This window comes from Thorsellia kenyensis (assembly GCF_042432445.1).
Lineage (GTDB): Bacteria > Pseudomonadota > Gammaproteobacteria > Enterobacterales > Thorselliaceae > Thorsellia > Thorsellia kenyensis.
The window spans coordinates 25,670-43,760 of sequence record NZ_JBHLXE010000090.1 but is presented as its reverse complement, the minus strand read 5'-3'; the positions used below and the strand labels follow the sequence as shown (position 1 = coordinate 43,760).

The window sequence follows — 18,091 nt, the reverse complement described above, 5'->3', positions numbered from 1 at the left end:
ATAATTTAAATATTGAGATTATTACTCTATTTTTTCACTTTTGTTTTCTTATAAACCGATAAAGACAGATAAAAATGCAAACACGTCAGATTATTCTTGATACAGAAACTACGGGAATGAATAAATTTGGTGTTACCTATGAAGGGCATCGGATAATTGAAATTGGGGCAGTGGAAGTCATCAACAGGCGCCTAACAGGAAAACACTTTCATGTGTATTTAAAACCCAATAGATTAGTTGACTTCCCAGCTTTCAGAGTTCATGGGATTTCGGATGAATTTTTGGATGATAAGCCAGAATTCTCAGAGATTTTTGACGAATTTATTGATTTCATTAAAGGCAGTGAACTAATTATTCATAATGCCCCCTTTGATGTCGGTTTCATGGATTATGAATTTCGCTTGCTGGGTAAAGAATTAAGCACAAACTCAATTTGCCAAGTAACAGACTCATTACAACTGGCCAGAAAGCAGTTTCCAGGTAAAAGGAATAGTTTAGATGCATTATGCTCTCGGCTAGGTATTGATAATAGTAAAAGAACATTACATGGCGCTTTGCTAGATGCCCAAATTTTAGCTGATGTCTATTTAATGATGACGGGAGGACAAACAGCTCTCTCTTTGGCTTCTTTAGAAAATGAGCAAGAAAAAATCATACAAACCAATGAACCTGTTTATATTGAGAAGAAAAAACCATTGCGTATTGTGTATGCTTCCGATGAAGAATTAAATGCGCATGAACAAAGATTAGACACTGTAATGAAAAAGGGCAAGGCCTGTTTATGGCGTCAATAGCCAATCTCTCATTTAAATTAACTGAAACTATTTAAGGATCTACTATGCTCATTCATCTTGGCCGTCTACTCATGCTCTCAGTTTGGTTTTTCTTACTGTATAATGTAGTTTACCCCGTCAAGCCACCTATTCACTATTTCCTCTATTTTATTTTGGCTTTTATGGCGATAACAAACTGCCTCAAAGTGTTAATGATGTCTGTGATGTCTGCCAAATCAGGCCCATTAACATCTGGTCAAAAAATTAGACTCTTTTTATTCGGTGTTTTTGAGCTTAAGGCTATTTTCAAGCAGCAACAGACTGCTCAACCCACAGTTACCACGATAGATAAAAATAAATAATTGATGAGGATGTAATGAGGAGTTTTCTATGAATTTAAGTATGAAAGAATCACTTAATTTTAAAACGCTCCTTAATCTTGCCCAATATTATTTGGCAAAACGAGATCATAGTAGCCATGAGTTAAGTATTAAATTAAATAAATTTTGTTTATTAAAAAATAAATCCTCTCACCCCATTCAAAATAAAAACGCGAAACAATTTGATGAATTTACTGAGGATTTTTCGCACACAGATTATGATTTTTCTAGCAGTAATAATCAATTAAGCACTCAGCAAATAGCTATAATCGATGAAGTGATCCTCTATTGCGAAGAGCATAAATGGATAGATGATGTTAGGTTTACTCGAAACTATATCGCTACACAACATAAAAAAGGTACAGGGAAAAACAAACTAAAGCAAAACCTATATCAAAAAGGCATCAATGTAGCATTAATTAATCAATGCCTAGAAGAATCTGGTATAGATTGGTTTGAGTTGGCAAAAGAAATAGCCTACAAAAAATTTATCTCATTTAATCCCAAAGCTCCTCTTGACGAAAAAGCAAAAATTGCACGATTTTTGCAAAGCAGGGGATTCAGTTTTGACGAGATAAATTCACTATTTGAGTAAATCTATTATCATGTTTACTACAATAAATAACTGATACATCCCTAAAAGCATTTTTAAAAGTAATTACGTAAATTATTCATTTTAAAATGCAAAGTCATCAAAAATTACTGAGCAAGGAGCTCCCATGACAATTACAACCCCAATACAACAAAAGCTAAAATCTCGTTTTTTTAACTATCTAAGCATTACGAGTCAAAGTGACGCGTCTGCCACTCAGGTTCCCAGCACTAAAGGACAATGGGATATGGCTCACTGCTTGGCTAAAGAATTGACAGAATTGAACTGCCTAGATGTGCATATTGATGAATATGCCAATGTGACGGCAAGAATACCAGGTAATACAAAAAATGCCTATACTATTGGATTTTGTGCTCATACAGACACTGTCGATGTCGGCTTAAACCCAGATATAAAACCACAGGTATTAACCTTTACAGGCTCAGATTTATGCCTTAACTCCGAAAAGAATATCTGGTTGCGCGTGAATGAACGCCCTGAAATAAAAAAATACCTTAATGAAGAGATTATTTTCAGTGATGGCACAAGTGTTCTTGGAGCGGATAATAAGGCAGCCATCACTGCTGTCATGGAAATGGTTGCCTATTTTAATGAAAACCCGGATACTCCACATGGTGATATTTATATCAGCTTTGTTTCCGATGAAGAAATTGGCTTGAGAGGTTCAAAGTTATTAGATCTGTCTAGATTTAAAGTAGACTTCGCATATACAATAGATTGTTGTGAGACAGGCGAACTTATTTATGAAACATTTAATGCTGGCACTGCATTTATTCATATCGAAGGAGTGACTGCGCATCCAATGTCAGCAAAAAATGTTTTAGTCAATCCTCTTCGTATCATACAAGATTTAATGGGATGCTTTGATATTAAAGATACACCAGAGCATACTGAAGGTAGAGAGGGTTATTTTTGGTTTAACTCGCTACAAGCTAATCAAAATGAAGCTAAAGCTGGGGTTTCTATCAGAGATTTTGATTTAACAAATTATGAAAAACGTAAACAGTTTCTTATGCAGCAAATCGAAAAAATGCAAAAAAACTATCCTACGGCAAAAATAAATTGCCATATTGAAGATGTGTATAGCAATATTGCGAATAGTCTTCAAAATGGTGGTGATACGACTTCAATTGATCTATTAAAATCTGTCTTTCAGACATTACAAATTGAGCCTAAAATTATCCCCATGCGGGGCGGTACCGATGGCAGTGCACTTGCTGCAAAAGGGGTAATCACACCCAACTATTTTACTGGAGCCCATAATTTTCATTCAGCATTTGAATTTTTACCATTAAAAGCTTTTGAAAAATCATATAAGGTAACACTAGAATTGTGCAAAGCTGCACTAAAAAAATAAGTTAAATTTCATTTTAACCTTACTACAATCGTTTCTTTGATCCGTGTATAAATTCGTATCATAAAAAAATGAGAACTACTAAATGAATAAAAATCTTAATCTTATCGAGCAAAAACCTAGATCCGTTTCTAAAAGTCAATGGAAGCGAATCCATGATCTTAAAAACAAAATAGAAAAAATAGAATCACAAATAACAAAATTATCTAAAGATAAAAAAGCACTTTTTGAAAAAACGCAGTCAATGATTGCTGAAACTGAAATTAACTACTGTAAATGCCTAAAAGGCGTAATTATTGAGCTTATCCGTTTTATTCCCTATAAATCATTATCTGATAACCGCCTTGATGCTTTATTAATTTGGATCAACGACTTAAAGAATAACATCACTAGTAATCCATTTAATATAGGAGAGCAAAGTGTTCAATTAGATGATGTTATTGAATTTCAAGCTGAGGCCATTAAAGCTCGCTTTGAAAAATTTGGTATTGATCCGAAGGTGACCCTTAATCCAACATTAGATCTCCATTCTCAAATCAATAATCTATTAAAAATTCTGCAAGAAACACTTAAGGAAGAATATGAACAAGATCTTCCTCTTTTATCAAAAGAGCAGTGGGTTGCTCTGCTGACGAATCCAGATCTCCGAGATAACTTGTTTAGCGATCCTTTTTTTAAACCAGATCCCAATTACATTGAGGAGCGGAATGAATTAGGAGAATTTGAATTTGATATGCAAGAGCTTCTATCTATTGTCGATGCATTAGAAAATGAATTAGAGAAACAAGAAAAAAATGATTTTTTTTCTAGTCAAGAAGAACAAATTGATTTTGATTTTGATTTTGATTTTAATACAGATGAAGAAAACGATTTTGCACAGCAAAACCAAGAGAGTTCGCAAGCAGAAAAATTATTAGATAACGATGAGATCAATAAACTGTATAGGCAGCTTGCGCATAAATTTCATCCAGATAAACTCGCTGATAGTGAAGATAAAACTCAGTATATGGATCTCATGAAGCAGCTTGCAAGTGCAAAAAAAGCCAAAGATTTTCATATCATTATTGAGCTAGCAATGCAATATTTACCTCAAATATCTCTTACATTATCTGATAATACGTTTAGGCTAATGGAAGAAAGTTTAGCTAAAAAATTAGTTGAATGTCAACAAACACTAGCCAATCAAAAGTATGAGATGACAGCTGAGGGATTAGTATGGACAAAATTTCATGCCAAGACTCAAAAGCAAACCGAAAAAAACATTGAAGAACATAATCTTTATCTAAAAAGATCTATAGCTGAACTTTATCATCTATTTTTTTCCAAACAACAAACCATCAAAGGGCTTAACACTCTTTTAGATGAATTTATTAACAAAAAATACTCAATTGGCTAATGCTAAAGTCAAGAATTCAAACAACATCCTATACCGATACTTTTGCGAATGTGCTAATCATAGGTATAGGATCTATTATGAAGCATTAAAGAATTAAACGCTAAAGGAGGAACCACAGCCACAGGTACTGGTTGCATTAGGATTATTCACAACAAATCGAGATCCTTCTAAACCATCTAAAAAATCTACCGTACCGCCAATGAGATATTGTAAGCTCATAGGATCAACCACAAGTGCAACCCCTTGCTTTTCTATAGTGAAATCATCTTCGTTCACTTTCTCATCGAACATAAAGCCATATTGGAAGCCACTACAACCACCACCAGTGATATAAACCCTCAATCTTAGATTAGGATTTTCTTCCTCGGTAATTAATGTTTTTACCCTATTAGCAGCTTTATCTGTAAATATTAAAGGCAATGTTTCATCATTCATTGACATATCAGACTCTTATAAAGTTTTCAGGTGGCATCATCTCACATAAATAGAGACGATGGAATTAATGTCTATTTATTATTACTGACTAAACATACGAATTCAAGCAGTTTATAGTTTCTTATTTATTATTCATTATTTAGTTTTCTTATTTCCTGTTAAATAAAAACAGAAGATAATCTACAATAGAAAAAGCTCGGCAAAAACCGAGCTTTTTCTATTGTTAAAATTTGATTATATCAAATATTAACCGCGTGAATTTACACGATTTAAGCGCTCTTTAATACGTGCAGAACGACCAGTACGCTCACGTAAGTAGTAAAGTTTAGACTGACGTACAAGACCACGACGTTTTACAGATATGCTGTCAATGACAGGAGAGTGTGTTTGGAATACACGCTCAACACCTTCACCATTTGAAATTTTACGTACAGTAAATGCAGAATGAAGACCACGATTACGAATAGCAATAACTACGCCTTCAAAAGCCTGTAAACGTTTTTTTGATCCTTCAACAACCCATACTTTCACTTCGACTGTATCACCAGGACGAAATGCAGGGACGTCTTTTTTCATTTGTTCTTGTTCTAATTGTTTAATAATGTTGCTCATAATTTTTTCCTATTGCTAGATAAACTGAATGAAAAACAAAATAAGAATTAATTTTGTTCTTGTTGATATTCCGTCAACAATTTTTTATGCTCATCAGTCAGAGCTAGATGATTAAGAAGATCGGGTCTTCTTTGCCAAGTACGTCCGAGGGATTGCTTTAATCGCCACCGACGAATTTCTGCATGATTACCAGAAAGTAAAACTTTTGGTACCTGCAAACCGTTTAATAATTCAGGTCGCGTGTAATGAGGATGATCTAATAATCCATTAACGAAAGAATCTTCTACCGCGGACTCTGCATGACCTAAAACACCTGGTAATAAGCGCACTACAGCGTCAATCAGTACCATGGCAGGTAATTCTCCACCACTCAGCACATAATCGCCGACAGACCACTCTTCATCAACTAAAGTTTCAATCACACGCTCATCAATGCCCTCGTAACGACCACAAATTAAAATAAGAGTCGAATGTTGGCTTAATGTAGATACACCTGTTTGTGTCAACTTTTGGCCTTGAGGTGATAAATAAATCACTTTCGTTTCTTCACCTAGGTGAGATTTGGCACTCAAAATTGCGTCACTTAAAGGTTGCACCATCATTAACATCCCTGGACCACCGCCATATGGACGATCATCAACAGTTTGATGTCTATCGTGTGTAAAGTCTCTAGGATTAAAAAAATCTACCTTTAAACGCTTTTCTTTTACTGCTCGACCAATCACGCCATAATCGGTAATCGCTTGAAACATTTCAGGAAAAAGACTAATTACACCAATGTGCATTAAAAACTAGGATCCCAATCAACAATAATGTTTTTTGCTACAATATCAACAGATTTAATCACCGTTTCATCAAGATAGGGAATTAGTCTCTCTTTTGCACCAAATGCATCATTCAAATTTGCCCTGACCACTAATACATCATTAGATCCAGTTTCCATCAATTCGGTTACAACACCCATATCATAGCCTGCTTCAGTAGAAACACGACAATTAATGAGGTCTTTCCAATAATATTCCCCGTCATCTAAGAGAGGTAAATCAGTTTCTTCTATCACGACTTCAGCATTAGTCAATAAATGCGCAATATCTCTATCATCAATAGATTTTAATTTAACAATCAAATCTTGTCCATGCCACTTCCATTCATCGACTTCGGCTAATTTGAGTTGGCCTTTAGATCTTAAATACCAAGGCATATAATCAAAGATAGCTTCTTTATCTTCCGTTGAAGGAAATAACTTTAACCATCCTTTGACTCCATAAGGAGCTCCGATTTTACCGACAACAATAGGACGATTTAGCGTATGTTTAGCTTTAGATTGCATAAATATTCATTACTGATGTTAAAAGATTGCTGATTCAAACAAGCTTAAAGCAACTTACGCTGATTTTTTAGCTTCTTTGATAAGTTGGCCTACACGATCTGATACAGTTGCACCAACACCAATCCAGTGGTTGATACGATCAAGATCTAAACGTAAAGTTTCAGCTTGACCAGAAGCTACTGGATTGAAGAAACCTAAACGCTCAATGAAGCGACCATCACGAGAATTGCGACTATCTGTCACAACCACTTGATAAAATGGGCGTTTTTTAGAACCGCCACGAGCTAAACGAATTGTTACCATAACATCCTCATTATATAAATTGGATAAATAGAGCTAAATTAAATTAGGGTATTTATCTTAAAGGTAAAGTAATTTTGGGTTAAGCTATTGATTTAATAAACTAAATACTAAAATTTTAACCCCGCTTATAAAAAATGAGCATTCTTGCCCATTTCAAATAAGACTAGGTATTCTACTTAATTTAAGCTAAAAAGCAAGACTCAAACCGAATAAAGCCGTTGAAAAGAAATAAATCATCTGCCTAACATACCAGGGGGCATCATTCCTTTCATTCCTCTCATCATATTAGCAAGGCCGCCTTTTTTCATTTTCTTCATCATTCTTTGCATATCATCGAATTGTTTTAGAAGACGGTTTACATCTTGCACTTGAGTTCCTGAACCAGTCGCAATTCGTTTTTTTCGAGAACCTTTAATTATCTCTGGCTTAGAGCGTTCTTTAAGCGTCATAGAGTTGATAATTGCTTCCATTTTTGCCATGGATTTATCTCCAACCATATCCATAGCCCCTTGAGGTAGGTTTCCCATACCTGGAAGTTTCGTCATTAAATTAGCCATCCCACCCATTTTTTTCATTTGCTGAAGTTGCTCTAAGAAATCATTTAAATCAAAAGACTCCCCTTTTTTGAGCTTATTTGCCATTTTTTCAGCTTGGGCTTTATCTACCTTACTTTCAAGATCTTCAATAAGAGAAAGTACATCTCCCATACCTAAGATTCTTGATGCTAATCTTTCTGGGTAAAATGGTTCTAATGCGTCTGTTTTTTCACCCACCCCTAAAAATTTTATCGGTTTTCCCGTGATATGTCTTATTGAAAGCGCAGCCCCCCCTCTAGCATCCCCATCAACTTTGGTCAATATTACACCAGTTAATGGTAAAGCCTCGTTAAATGCTTTGGCAGTATTAGCGGCGTCCTGTCCTGTCATCGCATCAACAACAAAGAGTGTCTCTATCGGATTAAGCACTTGATGGACTTTTTTTATCTCATCCATCATGTCGCTATCAACATGGAGACGACCTGCAGTATCGACAATCAGCACATCAAAAAATTGCAATTTAGCGTGCTGCAAAGCGTTTGTCACTATATCAACAGGCTTCTGCTCTGTGTTCGATGCAAAAAAAGCGACGTCAAGTTGATTTGCTAGAGTTTCAAGTTGTTTAATGGCTGCAGGACGATAAATATCCGCAGAGACCACAAGTACTTTTTTCTTATGTTTCTCTTTTAAAAATTTTGCTAGTTTACCTACACTGGTTGTTTTTCCTGCTCCTTGCAAGCCAGCCATTAAAATAACTGCAGGAGGTTGAGCGGCAAGATTTAAACTTTCATTGACATCACCCATCGCAATTTCTAATTGTCTTTGAACAATCTTTACAAATTCTTGGCCAGGCGTTAGGCTCTTATTTACATCTTGGCCTAAAGCACTCTCTTTGACTTGTTTTATAAATTCACGGACAACCGGTAAAGCGACATCGGCTTCTAATAGGGCCATTCTCACTTCGCGTAATGTATCTTGGATATTTTCTTCTGTTAAACGACCACGTCCACTGATATTCCGTAGTGTTTTAGATAATCTTTCAGATAAGTTTGCAAACATATATTTCATCTCTTTAATTAAATTGAACCTTAAAATAACAGGCTAATAATAGATATTGTAGCAAATTATTTGCCAAGATGTAGGTTTAATACTCGCCTCTTGATTTTTTTTTATTTTGATAAATTTTTCCTTCATCATCAAATAAATTATTGTAAGTATTACAATTAATTATGCATCTTGGTAAGATTTCATTTAACACGAAATCTAGCAGTACCATTTATTTCTGTTATTATAAGAAATGGCTCATTTGATGCATTAATTTGACATAACCTAAACAAAAGTATGTTCCATATATGAAGTTCATTTTGCATATCTACATCTGCAAGAAAACAGACAAAAAGAGAAAGAGATCGTCAAATTTACGTATTGCAATAATAGACTTTATTTCTTTTAGCTGCACCACGCATATTACCTAAATGGCAACGCATCAAATTCCCGTTCTCATTTTTAATCTTATAACAATTAAAGGAGTGTATAATGACAACCGATAATGCCAATCCACCCACTATGCAAAAGGGGAGTTTTTTAGATACCATTGAACGCGTCGGCAATAAAATACCTAATATTACCGTTTTGATCTTTTTTGCCTTTCTGATCTGTTTATTTCTTTCCTATTTTTTGTCAAAAATTTCATTCAGTTATATTCATCCTTTGACGAATGAACCGATTGCAGTGATTAACCAGCTGAGTGAACAAGGTATGCTCGATCTAATCAATAAACTGGTCAGTAATTTCATGGGTTTTCCACCTCTTGGTATTACCATCGTCGCTACTTTAGGCATTGGTATTGCTGAAGGAAGTGGCTTTTTACAAGCTTTACTTAAAAAACTACTTCGTATTACCCCCAAAAAAGCACTGACCCCGTTAGTTGCTTTTGTGGCAGTAGTCAGTCATGTGGCATCAGACTCTGCATATGTATTTTTAATGCCAATAGCTGCTTTAATGTATTATAACTATGGCAGGCACCCTCTTGCGGGTATTGCAGCATCATTTGCCGGTCTAGCTGGTGGCTTTTCTGCGAGTTTCATGCCTTCAACTATCGATCCTATCATGCAAGGTCTTACACAAAGTGCTGCAAATATTATTGATCCTAATTACAGCGTCAATGTACTCAGTAACTATTTTGTCAGTTTAGGGGGAACAATAGGTGTCATCGGAGTCTGTTGGGTTGTGACTGATAAGTGGGTTGAACCACGTTTAAATAGAAATATTCCTATTACTTATGGTGAAAATAAGGGATCTACAGAAGAAATGACCTATATGTCTAAACAAGAGGCTAAAGGATTTAGATATGCCATGCTTAGCTTTATAGGGCTTTGCATTGGTTTAACTCTATGGGCTTATCCACAAGACTCTCTTCTACGCTTTGAAGGGTCATTAACGAGTAACCAAGCACCGATTATGAGCATGATAGTACCCATTATTTTTATTTTTTTTGCTCTTCCTGGTATTGTTTTTGGTTATGTAACGGGGAAATTTAAAAATACAAATGATATAGTAAAATCTATGGAAAGTATTCTTACTACACTCATTTCTTTTTTTGTGTTTGCTTTTTTCTGCGCTCAATTTCTATATATGTTCAAAGTGTCAAATATTGGCACATTATTAGCATTTTCTGGTGCTGACATGCTTAGAAGTTTGGACTTACCTAGTGGTGTAACAATTGTTGGGGTCATTATCTTAACTGGTATTCTGAATATTTTAATTACTTCGGCCTCTGCTAAATGGTCCGTAATGGCCTCAGTATTAGTGCCTATGCTCATGGCGGTAGGAATTTCTCCTGAACTGACTCAGGCAAGCTTTCGAATCAGTGACTCAGCAATTAACGTAGCGACACCAATGTTTCCTTTCTATCCATTATTAATTTCTTATTGCCAAAAATATTTCCAAGGAACAGGGGTTGGTACGCTTTGCTCTATGATGATCCCTTATTCAATTGGTTTATTGCTGGTACTTACTGCAACATTATTCATTTTTTGGGGATTTGAAATTCCACTAGGGATAGGCAGTCAATATCATTGGAGTCCTCAAGGCTAAGGACTGATTCACACTAAGTCATATTAATAATGCCTAATTCAATGTGGGATTAGGCATTAGTGAAAAAAAAGACCATTCTAAAATTATAAGCTTTGATAGGTATATGCCAGACAATATCTTGAGCACTATGACATTAATATCTCAGCACTTTGCCTGTTAAGGCCTCTTTTATCAACGTAGGCTTATCCAAATCCCCTATTTTACCTTCAGAAATAAATACCTTATCTGCAAATTGAATAAATACTTCTTCTGCTGTTTTTGCTGGCGGTTGGCTTGTGACATTTGCACTGGTCGAGACTAAGGGCCTGTTAAATGCTAAACTCAACGCCCTCACTATAGGGTGTGCAGATACCCTTACCGCCAAGGTATCAAATTGTCCTTTAAGATAATATGGAATATCTTTTTTTGTTGGCATTACCCAAGTTACAGGTCCCGGCCAGGAAGCGTGTATTTTTTCTAATTGTTGTTGGGTAAGTAAAGAAATATCCACATAAGGGGTTAATAATTCGAAGTGACTTGCAACCAAAATCAATCCTTTTTCAATAGGTCTCTGTTTTAAAGCGCACAGATGTAAAACAGCTTGTTCATTATCAGGATCGCACCCTAAGCCAAATACGGCTTCTGTTGGATAAGCGATGAGCTCACCCTCGTTTAATCGCTGAATAAGTGCGTCAACAGAGTGAAGTTGCATATGCGTGATCATAAGATTTAAGTCCCTTATACAGAGGTAAAAATGGAATGTAGTATTCAGTAATTAATCTGAAGACAGTTTGTTTTCAGATTCTTTTATAGAATCAATTTCAAAGTCACAGCGTTTGTTAGCACATGCATAAACAAGGCCTTTCACTCGCTTTTTCTCGACTAAAATAGGGAAATTACATAGAGGACACTGATATTTTACAGGCGGATAATTAACCAAAAATTTACATTTAGGGTAGGAAGAACATCCAAAAAAAGTCTTGCCATATCTAGATTGTCTTGCCATCAATTGACCAATCCTACATTTTGGGCAGGCAACATCCTCATTACATTTATTTGAAGTTACATTAACCCCATCGTCAACATTAGGTGCAATATAGTCGCAATCAGGATAATTAACACAACAAATAAATAAACCAAATTTACCTTGGCGTACTACAAGATGTTCTTGGCATACATCGCATAGGTTATCTGGTAACGCCTTTAATACAAGACTCTCTTTTCTTTCTTTCAAAGGCTGAATGTAATCACACTGAGGATAGTTTGCACAGCCTAAAAAAGGGCCGTGACGGCTGGATTTAATTAAAAGATCTGCACCACAGGCAGGACAGATCTCTTTATCTTGGATTTTATACAGTGCTTTATCTCGATTGTTCTTCATCTTATCCATTAACACTGATGGGCAATGCCCTCATTTAAAGTTTGTTAAAATAGTAATAATAGACAAATTTGAATAATTTTAATTGCCTAGAGAGTCTGCTAGGTTGGCGAATCAAGCGATACAACCACTCTAAACCCCATTTTTGCCATATTAAAGGGGCTCTTTTTACGCGTCCTGTAAAAACATCATACGTCCCACCAACACCCATATAAAGAGCATTAGGGTAAATTTCTTTGCATGCTTTAATAAAGAGTTCTTGTTTAGGAGAACCCATAGCGACAGTAACTATTTTTGCACCACTCGCTTTAATACGGTTAATTAGAGCTTCTTCATCTTCTTGAGTAAAATAACCGTCTTGCCTATCTACTATCAGTGTACCAAACGATTCAATCAATTTGGTTTCAGTGGCTTGTAAGGTTTCAGGTTTACCACCTATTAAAAAAACAGGTGTATTTTCTTTGGCTGCTCGTTGCATCAAAGATAGCCATAAATCAGCCCCTGCAATGCGTGAAACTTCCGTACCTGGAAATTTTTTTCTTATTCCTCTAACTATGCTTATTCCATCAGCATATTTAAACTCTGCGCTTTGAATCAACTCTGTTAATTGTGCATTGGTTTCTGCCGTAAGAATTTTTTCGGCATTAATAGCAACTAAAGCACCTGTTTTGACCGTTTTATTGGCAAATAAAAAGTCTAAAAATTGCGATTCATTTTTAAAACCAGAAATAGCAAAGCCTCTAATATCATAGGTGGCAGTCTTATTCAATTGTGACCCCTTATTGAATAACAATGATTAAAAATTATTTTCTTACTGTTTTATTTTTGTATAAACATAGCGACCAGATACTAAGATTAAATAAGTCACTTTAGCTAAAATAACACATAAACAATAAATTAGTACAAAAAATATCAATCTTGAGAAAAATGCATCTAGTCCTTCTCTTACAAGGACTATCATATTAAAAATTGCACCAAAACAAAATGCTTTTAATATGGCTTGAGTATAAATATTACTTTCAACCAAGCTTGCTTTGTATAGCCCATCAAACCATTTGATAATTAATGCCACAAAAAAAGCGCCAACAGGTATAAGACCAACCCCACCCATAATAAGAATGGATCCTAACATAGTGGGGGAATACGCCAGACCAGAGAATACATTTAAAATTTCCCAGGTAAAATAGTTAGCAGTATTAACGATGGCATCGGGTCTCTCTGGCCAAATGCTACTGGGAATAAAAACATAAAAATCCCTTAATATGGGCATTAACCCTTGATAGTCAATTGCATCATAATGATCAAATATATTAGCCACACTTTGCCATGGAGAAAACGTGTCTCGTGTTAAGTAAAGAAAATGATAAAATGCCTCGGGATCGTTAAATTCAATCCCATATCGTCTGATGGCAAGTAGGAACATCCCTACAATCCCAAAAGAGCCTGCTAGGCCTAGCATCCAAAGTTTAACCCACTGCCTTGTGATCCCAATAAATAAAAAAAGAGCAAAAGCAATCAAAATATTTGCTCGGGTTCCTCCTACTACAACATAAGTAAAAAAACCGAAGCAACTGCAAATAGCCAAAAAAGCTAACCACCGGATTTGTGTTGGCTTTAAAAAATAAAAAATAAGTACAGCAGGAATAAAAAAATAAAAAAATCTTTTTAAAGCAACCCCTGAAACATCATTGGAAAAAATATCACTATAGCCTGAAAGTTTAAAGAGTAATAATCCGTTTTGTACATAAAAAACACCTAAGGTACCAAGTGCGATTAGGAGTAAAAATGTGATGGTTAAGTAGGCTTCAATTTTCGTAAATGAGAGCCATTGATGCGATTTAGAGGAAAAATTACCCGTTTGAGGAATAAGTCTAACATGATAAATCAATGAATACAGACCGTAAAATGCAGTTGCACTTAATAGTGTGAAACAAAGTGAGCTGATAGATTCAACTTGAACTTGGTAATTAAAGACTAATATAGATGTAAATGGAAAACCAAAATAAAATGTGAGCAAAAAGAGTAGCGAAAATAAAATATGAAAATTAAATTTATCCCTACGATAGGCAATAATCGTCATTCCGCCGACAAATCCCACCGACAGTAAATAGATAATCAGCAATAAACTGAATTCAACCAAAGTCACGTTAATCCTCCTTAAGTAACCCGAGTGCTTGGTGCCATCCGCCCAAATAATTCGGTTCAAAAAAGCTGATCTTATTCAACTTCAGTTGATTCAACTTAGTTTGAGTGTCACATATTTGCTCATAGCTCATGTTATCTTTGATAGTTAGATATGGAATGTTCTCTTCCTTGAGATCATCAATAAATGCGTTTAATGGATGCAAAACAAAAGGGACTGCTAGTTGGATACACAACGAAATTGTACCTATTCCTTGTTGCCGTTCAAATAAAAAATAAGCCAAATCGCAAGATTCTAAGCATTCTAAATAGGCAGAAAACTCAATTTTTTCCTCTAATATATGTACATTCTCGTCAGAAAATAGTGACGCAGCATGCTGTTTTACTTTATTAATATAGTCTTTATTATTGAGAGGGTATCCCATTGGAATAATCACCTTCACTTCAGAGCCAAACGTTTTATATAGTTTTGTTAAACCCAGTATATGATTATTTGTCTTATCCCCAGAGTTACCTAAAAGGACTGTTTTACGATCCTGGACATATTTCTCTTTTAGTCTATCCAATCTTTGTTGTTTTTGGCTCTCAGTTGGAGTCAAAGAAAGATTCATTTTAGTTGGAAAATATAAAGTACTTGTTTTAGGGTTAGATATTCTTGATTTTAAAATTCTAGCATCCCCTTTGGTTGAATAGATTTGACCTATTTTAGCCTGAGCAAGCCTGCGCATGATATAAAAAAGTTTATATTTAAGAGATTTTTCCTCTTCATAAAGATCTGCTCCCCAAACGTGCCATTTTAAGCGTTTGGGATCTATTTTTCCTAACAAGATATCCAACCAAATGGTAGGATTAAATTGCCCATGCAAAAAATATTCTACAGTAGGGTAAGCTAAATAATGTTGCCTAAATGCTGCTGCAAGGGCTTTTTTACCTGGATAAAAATGAATTTTAAGATTAAGGTGTTTTAAAGCAATTGCATCAAGATCTATCGATTCTAAAGGATCATAAGCCACTAGAAACTCTATCGCATCGTGATCTTGTAAATATTTTTCATGGTACCTTTGAAAAAAAGCCAAAACAGTTGCTGTATGGTGGGATATCGGAGAGCCTAAAATATGAACTAAAGTAGTCATAGAATAATTACCAGTATTAAATCGCTTGATTATAGATTGTAGATTCAACTTTCAGTTAAAGAAAAATCAAAAATCACTTTTTTTATTTATTAAAGATATCACTGCCTCTGCGGCTTTTTCATCAGCATTACATTTGATTTTTTTATGTAAGTCAGTAAATATAGATTTGAGCGCAAAATTATTATCTTGTGATTCTAAGAGAGGTGTAAGACCCTTAACAATATTTTCAACGTGGCATTCATCTTGAAGTAACTCCAAAACGATAGGCTTATCGGCTAATAAATTAGGTAAAGAAATAAACTTTGTTTTGACTAATTGCTTGCCTATCCAATAATTTAATTTTCTCATCTTATAACCAACAACCATAGGAGATTTAGCCAGCATGCATTCTAATGTCGCGGTACCCGAAGCTAGGAGTGTTGCATCAGCGGCAGTCAAAACTTCCGTAGATTGGCCTTCAAAAATATGCACATTAATATCAGGTGCATATTTTTTTAAAAATTCTGCGAATATGGCCTTTTTTGTGGCATTGACCATAGGGACAATAAATTGTAAGTTGGGGAATTGGGATTTTAATCTAATGGCGGAAGCTAAAAATACCGGGCTTAACAAAGACATTTCAGCTGTTCTTGAACCTGGTAAGATGGCGAGATATTGACCATCTATTGATAAATTCAGGGCTTGCCTTGCAGCGATTTTATCTGCAACTAGAGGGAGTTTATCGGCTAAAGTGTGCCCCACAAAGAGACATGGGACTTGATGCTTATCGTAAAAAGCCTTTTCAAATGGAAGTAGTGCAAGAACTAAATGAGTTGCCTTAGCTATTTTAAAAATTCGCTTTTGACGCCATGCCCAAACAGAAGGACTCACATAGTGAACAGTTTTAATACCAGTTTGTTTTAATCTATGTTCAAGAGTGAGATTAAAATCAGGAGCATCAATACCAATAAATACATCCGGTTGCAACGCTGTAAAACGTTTTAAAAGCTGCTTTCTTATAGAGAGTAAACGTGGTAGTCGAGCTAACACTTCAACCACACCCATCACAGCCAGCTCATCCATTTCAAACCAGGCCTCGCAGCCAAGAGCTTTCATACGTGGCCCTGCGACTCCTACAAATTTAGCATTAGGGTAGCGCATTTTTAATTCAGTAATTAAACCGGCACCTAATATATCGCCCGAGACCTCGCCTGCCACTAATCCAATAGTAATCTGCTCATCACTATATTGGCGTAATTGAAGATCAGTTTCCCCCACGGATAATCCCACGAGTTGAGGCAGCAAAAAAATCAACAAAAGGAGTCAGTGCAGGTTCCTCGTTAGCTAATCCAGTAATCTCTTCTTTCGCATCATTTAAACTATTCCCCTGACGATAAAGTGCTTTATAAGCTTGACGAATAGTTTGAATTTGAGGTTTGCTGAATCCTCTGCGTTTTAGTCCTTCAATATTGACACCATACGGTGTAGCATGGTTACCTTGAGCTATCACAAAAGGTGGTACATCTTGAACAACGCCTGAACAACCACCGACCATAACATGAGGGCCTATGACACAAAATTGATGGACAGCACTTAAGCCACCAATAATAACATAATCACCTATCGTTACATGACCAGCTACAGTCGCGCTGTTTGCAAAAACGCATCTATCTCCTACGATACAATCATGTCCAATATGTGCATTGACCATAAATAAATTGTCGTTACCGACAACGGTCACACCAGTACCTTGTATCGTACCACGTTGAATAGTCACACCTTCCCGAATTGAATTTCTATGACCAATAGTAACCCTCGTTGGTTCTCCGGCATATTTTAAATCTTGATTCACTCCGCCTAAAACAGCAAAAGGGAAAATGATGTTACTTTCGCCAATGTCAATAATTCCCTCTATCACAACATGAGATTTAAGAATAGTATTTGCACCAATTGTTGCCTGTCCACTCACTGTACAAAAAGGCCCTATGGTGACATTTTCACCAATTTTGGCCCCTGCTTCTATCACAGAACTTGGATGAATTACTGCACTTTTATGAATATCAGGCATCAATTGGGTCATACATTAATCTCCTACGCGACGGCGTGCACACATCATAGAGGCTTCACAAGCAATTTGCCCATCTACTTTTGCTACCCCTTTAAACCTTGCTACACCACGCTTTTCTTTGATAAATTCAACTTCAAGCACCAGTTGATCTCCTGGCATTACAGGTCTTTTAAAGCGAGCTTCATCCACTGCAGCGAAATAATATAATTCCCCGTCAGCTAGTTTACCCATGCTTTTGAATGCAAGAATACCGGTTGCTTGAGCCATTGCTTCTAAAATTAGTACGCCTGGAAAGACTGGTTTACCAGGAAAGTGGCCTTGAAAAAAAGGCTCATTAAATGTCACATTTTTGATTGCGGTCAGTGTTTTACCTAAATCAATACTAATTACTCTATCAACAAGTAAAAAAGGATAACGATGAGGTAATAATGTTAAAATTTCTTCAATATCTACAGTAATATCAGTTTGAGTAGTCAAAATAGTTACCTGTCAAAATAGAATAATAACTAATGCAACTTTATATATTTGCATTAGTTATTATTCTTAATATATCAACAACATCAAATCAATGGATTGACTTAATG

20 protein-coding genes are annotated in these 18,091 nt (G+C 35.6%); 6 read left to right on the top strand and 14 right to left on the bottom strand.

All coding sequences use genetic code 11. The features are described from left to right. The first annotated feature begins 74 nt into the window (after positions 1 to 74). The 5 genes from dnaQ (at position 75) to ACFFIT_RS08365 (ending at position 4,516) form a co-directional block, all read left to right on the top strand. Positions 75 to 794 carry a DNA polymerase III subunit epsilon gene (dnaQ, locus tag ACFFIT_RS08385; protein ID WP_385877205.1) on the top strand — a complete coding sequence of 240 codons (720 nt, stop codon included), beginning with the start codon at positions 75 to 77 and terminating at the stop codon, positions 792 to 794. 44 nt (positions 795 to 838) lie between these two features. Beyond that, a complete protein-coding gene (locus tag ACFFIT_RS08380; RefSeq protein ID WP_385877204.1) occupies positions 839 to 1,135 on the top strand; it encodes a DUF1145 domain-containing protein in 297 nt (98 codons plus the stop codon). Positions 1,136 to 1,163: 28 nt separating this feature from the next. Beyond that, the gene (locus tag ACFFIT_RS08375) at positions 1,164 to 1,748 is read left to right on the top strand and encodes a regulatory protein RecX (protein ID WP_385877203.1); all 585 of its coding nucleotides are present in this window, start codon (positions 1,164 to 1,166) and stop codon (positions 1,746 to 1,748) included. 130 nt (positions 1,749 to 1,878) lie between these two features. Further along, the gene (gene pepT, locus ACFFIT_RS08370; RefSeq protein ID WP_385877228.1) at positions 1,879 to 3,123 is read left to right on the top strand and encodes a peptidase T; all 1,245 of its coding nucleotides are present in this window, start codon (positions 1,879 to 1,881) and stop codon (positions 3,121 to 3,123) included. Positions 3,124 to 3,205: 82 nt separating this feature from the next. Then, the gene (locus tag ACFFIT_RS08365; protein ID WP_385877202.1) at positions 3,206 to 4,516 is read left to right on the top strand and encodes a J domain-containing protein; all 1,311 of its coding nucleotides are present in this window, start codon (positions 3,206 to 3,208) and stop codon (positions 4,514 to 4,516) included. 93 nt (positions 4,517 to 4,609) lie between these two features. Here ACFFIT_RS08365 and erpA read toward each other — a convergent pair whose 3' ends face one another. From erpA to ffh, 6 genes are all read right to left on the bottom strand, one after another. After that, a complete protein-coding gene (gene erpA / locus ACFFIT_RS08360; protein WP_385877227.1) occupies positions 4,610 to 4,951 on the bottom strand; it encodes an iron-sulfur cluster insertion protein ErpA in 342 nt (113 codons plus the stop codon). Between the two features lie 246 nt (positions 4,952 to 5,197). Then, positions 5,198 to 5,563: a 50S ribosomal protein L19 gene (gene rplS, locus ACFFIT_RS08355; protein WP_385877201.1), complete on the bottom strand. Its 366-nt coding sequence runs from the start codon at positions 5,561 to 5,563 to the stop codon at positions 5,198 to 5,200. A 47-nt stretch (positions 5,564 to 5,610) separates the two neighbouring features. After that, entirely contained in the window at positions 5,611 to 6,348 is a 738-nt protein-coding gene (gene trmD / locus ACFFIT_RS08350; RefSeq protein WP_385877200.1) for a tRNA (guanosine(37)-N1)-methyltransferase TrmD, read from the bottom strand. Further along, positions 6,348 to 6,893, bottom strand: coding sequence for a ribosome maturation factor RimM (gene rimM / locus ACFFIT_RS08345; protein ID WP_385877199.1), 546 nt, complete (start codon positions 6,891 to 6,893; stop codon positions 6,348 to 6,350). The genes trmD and rimM overlap by 1 nt, the downstream gene beginning before the upstream one ends. 54 nt (positions 6,894 to 6,947) lie before the next feature. Further along, entirely contained in the window at positions 6,948 to 7,196 is a 249-nt protein-coding gene (gene rpsP / locus ACFFIT_RS08340) for a 30S ribosomal protein S16 (RefSeq protein ID WP_385877198.1), read from the bottom strand. Between the two features lie 233 nt (positions 7,197 to 7,429). Further along, on the bottom strand, positions 7,430 to 8,791 hold the full coding sequence (gene ffh / locus ACFFIT_RS08335) for a signal recognition particle protein (protein ID WP_385877197.1): 1,362 nt from the start codon (positions 8,789 to 8,791) through the stop codon (positions 7,430 to 7,432). 477 nt (positions 8,792 to 9,268) lie between these two features. On the opposite strand from ffh, the gene ACFFIT_RS08330 reads away from it, so the two are divergent. After that, positions 9,269 to 10,828, top strand: coding sequence for an AbgT family transporter (locus ACFFIT_RS08330; RefSeq protein ID WP_385877196.1), 1,560 nt, complete (start codon positions 9,269 to 9,271; stop codon positions 10,826 to 10,828). A gap of 133 nt (positions 10,829 to 10,961) precedes the next feature. Here the strand turns inward: ACFFIT_RS08330 and tsaC are convergent, their stop codons facing one another. The 8 genes from tsaC to fabZ form a co-directional block, all read right to left on the bottom strand. Then, positions 10,962 to 11,531: an L-threonylcarbamoyladenylate synthase type 1 TsaC gene (gene tsaC, locus ACFFIT_RS08325; protein WP_385877195.1), complete on the bottom strand. Its 570-nt coding sequence runs from the start codon at positions 11,529 to 11,531 to the stop codon at positions 10,962 to 10,964. 51 nt (positions 11,532 to 11,582) lie between these two features. After that, entirely contained in the window at positions 11,583 to 12,188 is a 606-nt protein-coding gene (locus tag ACFFIT_RS08320; protein WP_385877194.1) for a DNA topoisomerase family protein, read from the bottom strand. Positions 12,189 to 12,222: 34 nt separating this feature from the next. Then, complete coding sequence (gene wecG, locus ACFFIT_RS08315; RefSeq protein WP_385877193.1) at positions 12,223 to 12,954, bottom strand: lipopolysaccharide N-acetylmannosaminouronosyltransferase; 732 nt, start codon at positions 12,952 to 12,954, stop codon at positions 12,223 to 12,225. Positions 12,955 to 12,996: 42 nt separating this feature from the next. Then, positions 12,997 to 14,331 (bottom strand): ECA oligosaccharide polymerase, encoded by a 1,335-nt coding sequence (gene wzyE / locus ACFFIT_RS08310; protein ID WP_385877192.1) that lies wholly within the window; start codon positions 14,329 to 14,331, stop codon positions 12,997 to 12,999. A gap of 1 nt (position 14,332) precedes the next feature. Continuing rightward, entirely contained in the window at positions 14,333 to 15,460 is a 1,128-nt protein-coding gene (locus tag ACFFIT_RS08305) for a TDP-N-acetylfucosamine:lipid II N-acetylfucosaminyltransferase family protein (RefSeq protein WP_385877191.1), read from the bottom strand. Between the two features lie 66 nt (positions 15,461 to 15,526). Continuing rightward, positions 15,527 to 16,717, bottom strand: a complete 1,191-nt coding sequence (lpxB, locus tag ACFFIT_RS08300) for a lipid-A-disaccharide synthase (RefSeq protein ID WP_385877189.1) — start codon at positions 16,715 to 16,717, stop codon at positions 15,527 to 15,529. Then, positions 16,704 to 17,507, bottom strand: coding sequence for an acyl-ACP--UDP-N-acetylglucosamine O-acyltransferase (gene lpxA, locus ACFFIT_RS08295; protein WP_385877226.1), 804 nt, complete (start codon positions 17,505 to 17,507; stop codon positions 16,704 to 16,706). Before lpxA ends, lpxB begins: the two co-directional genes overlap by 14 nt. A gap of 15 nt (positions 17,508 to 17,522) precedes the next feature. Next, positions 17,523 to 17,966, bottom strand: coding sequence for a 3-hydroxyacyl-ACP dehydratase FabZ (fabZ, locus tag ACFFIT_RS08290; RefSeq protein WP_385877225.1), 444 nt, complete (start codon positions 17,964 to 17,966; stop codon positions 17,523 to 17,525). Positions 17,967 to 18,091 lie beyond the last annotated feature (125 nt).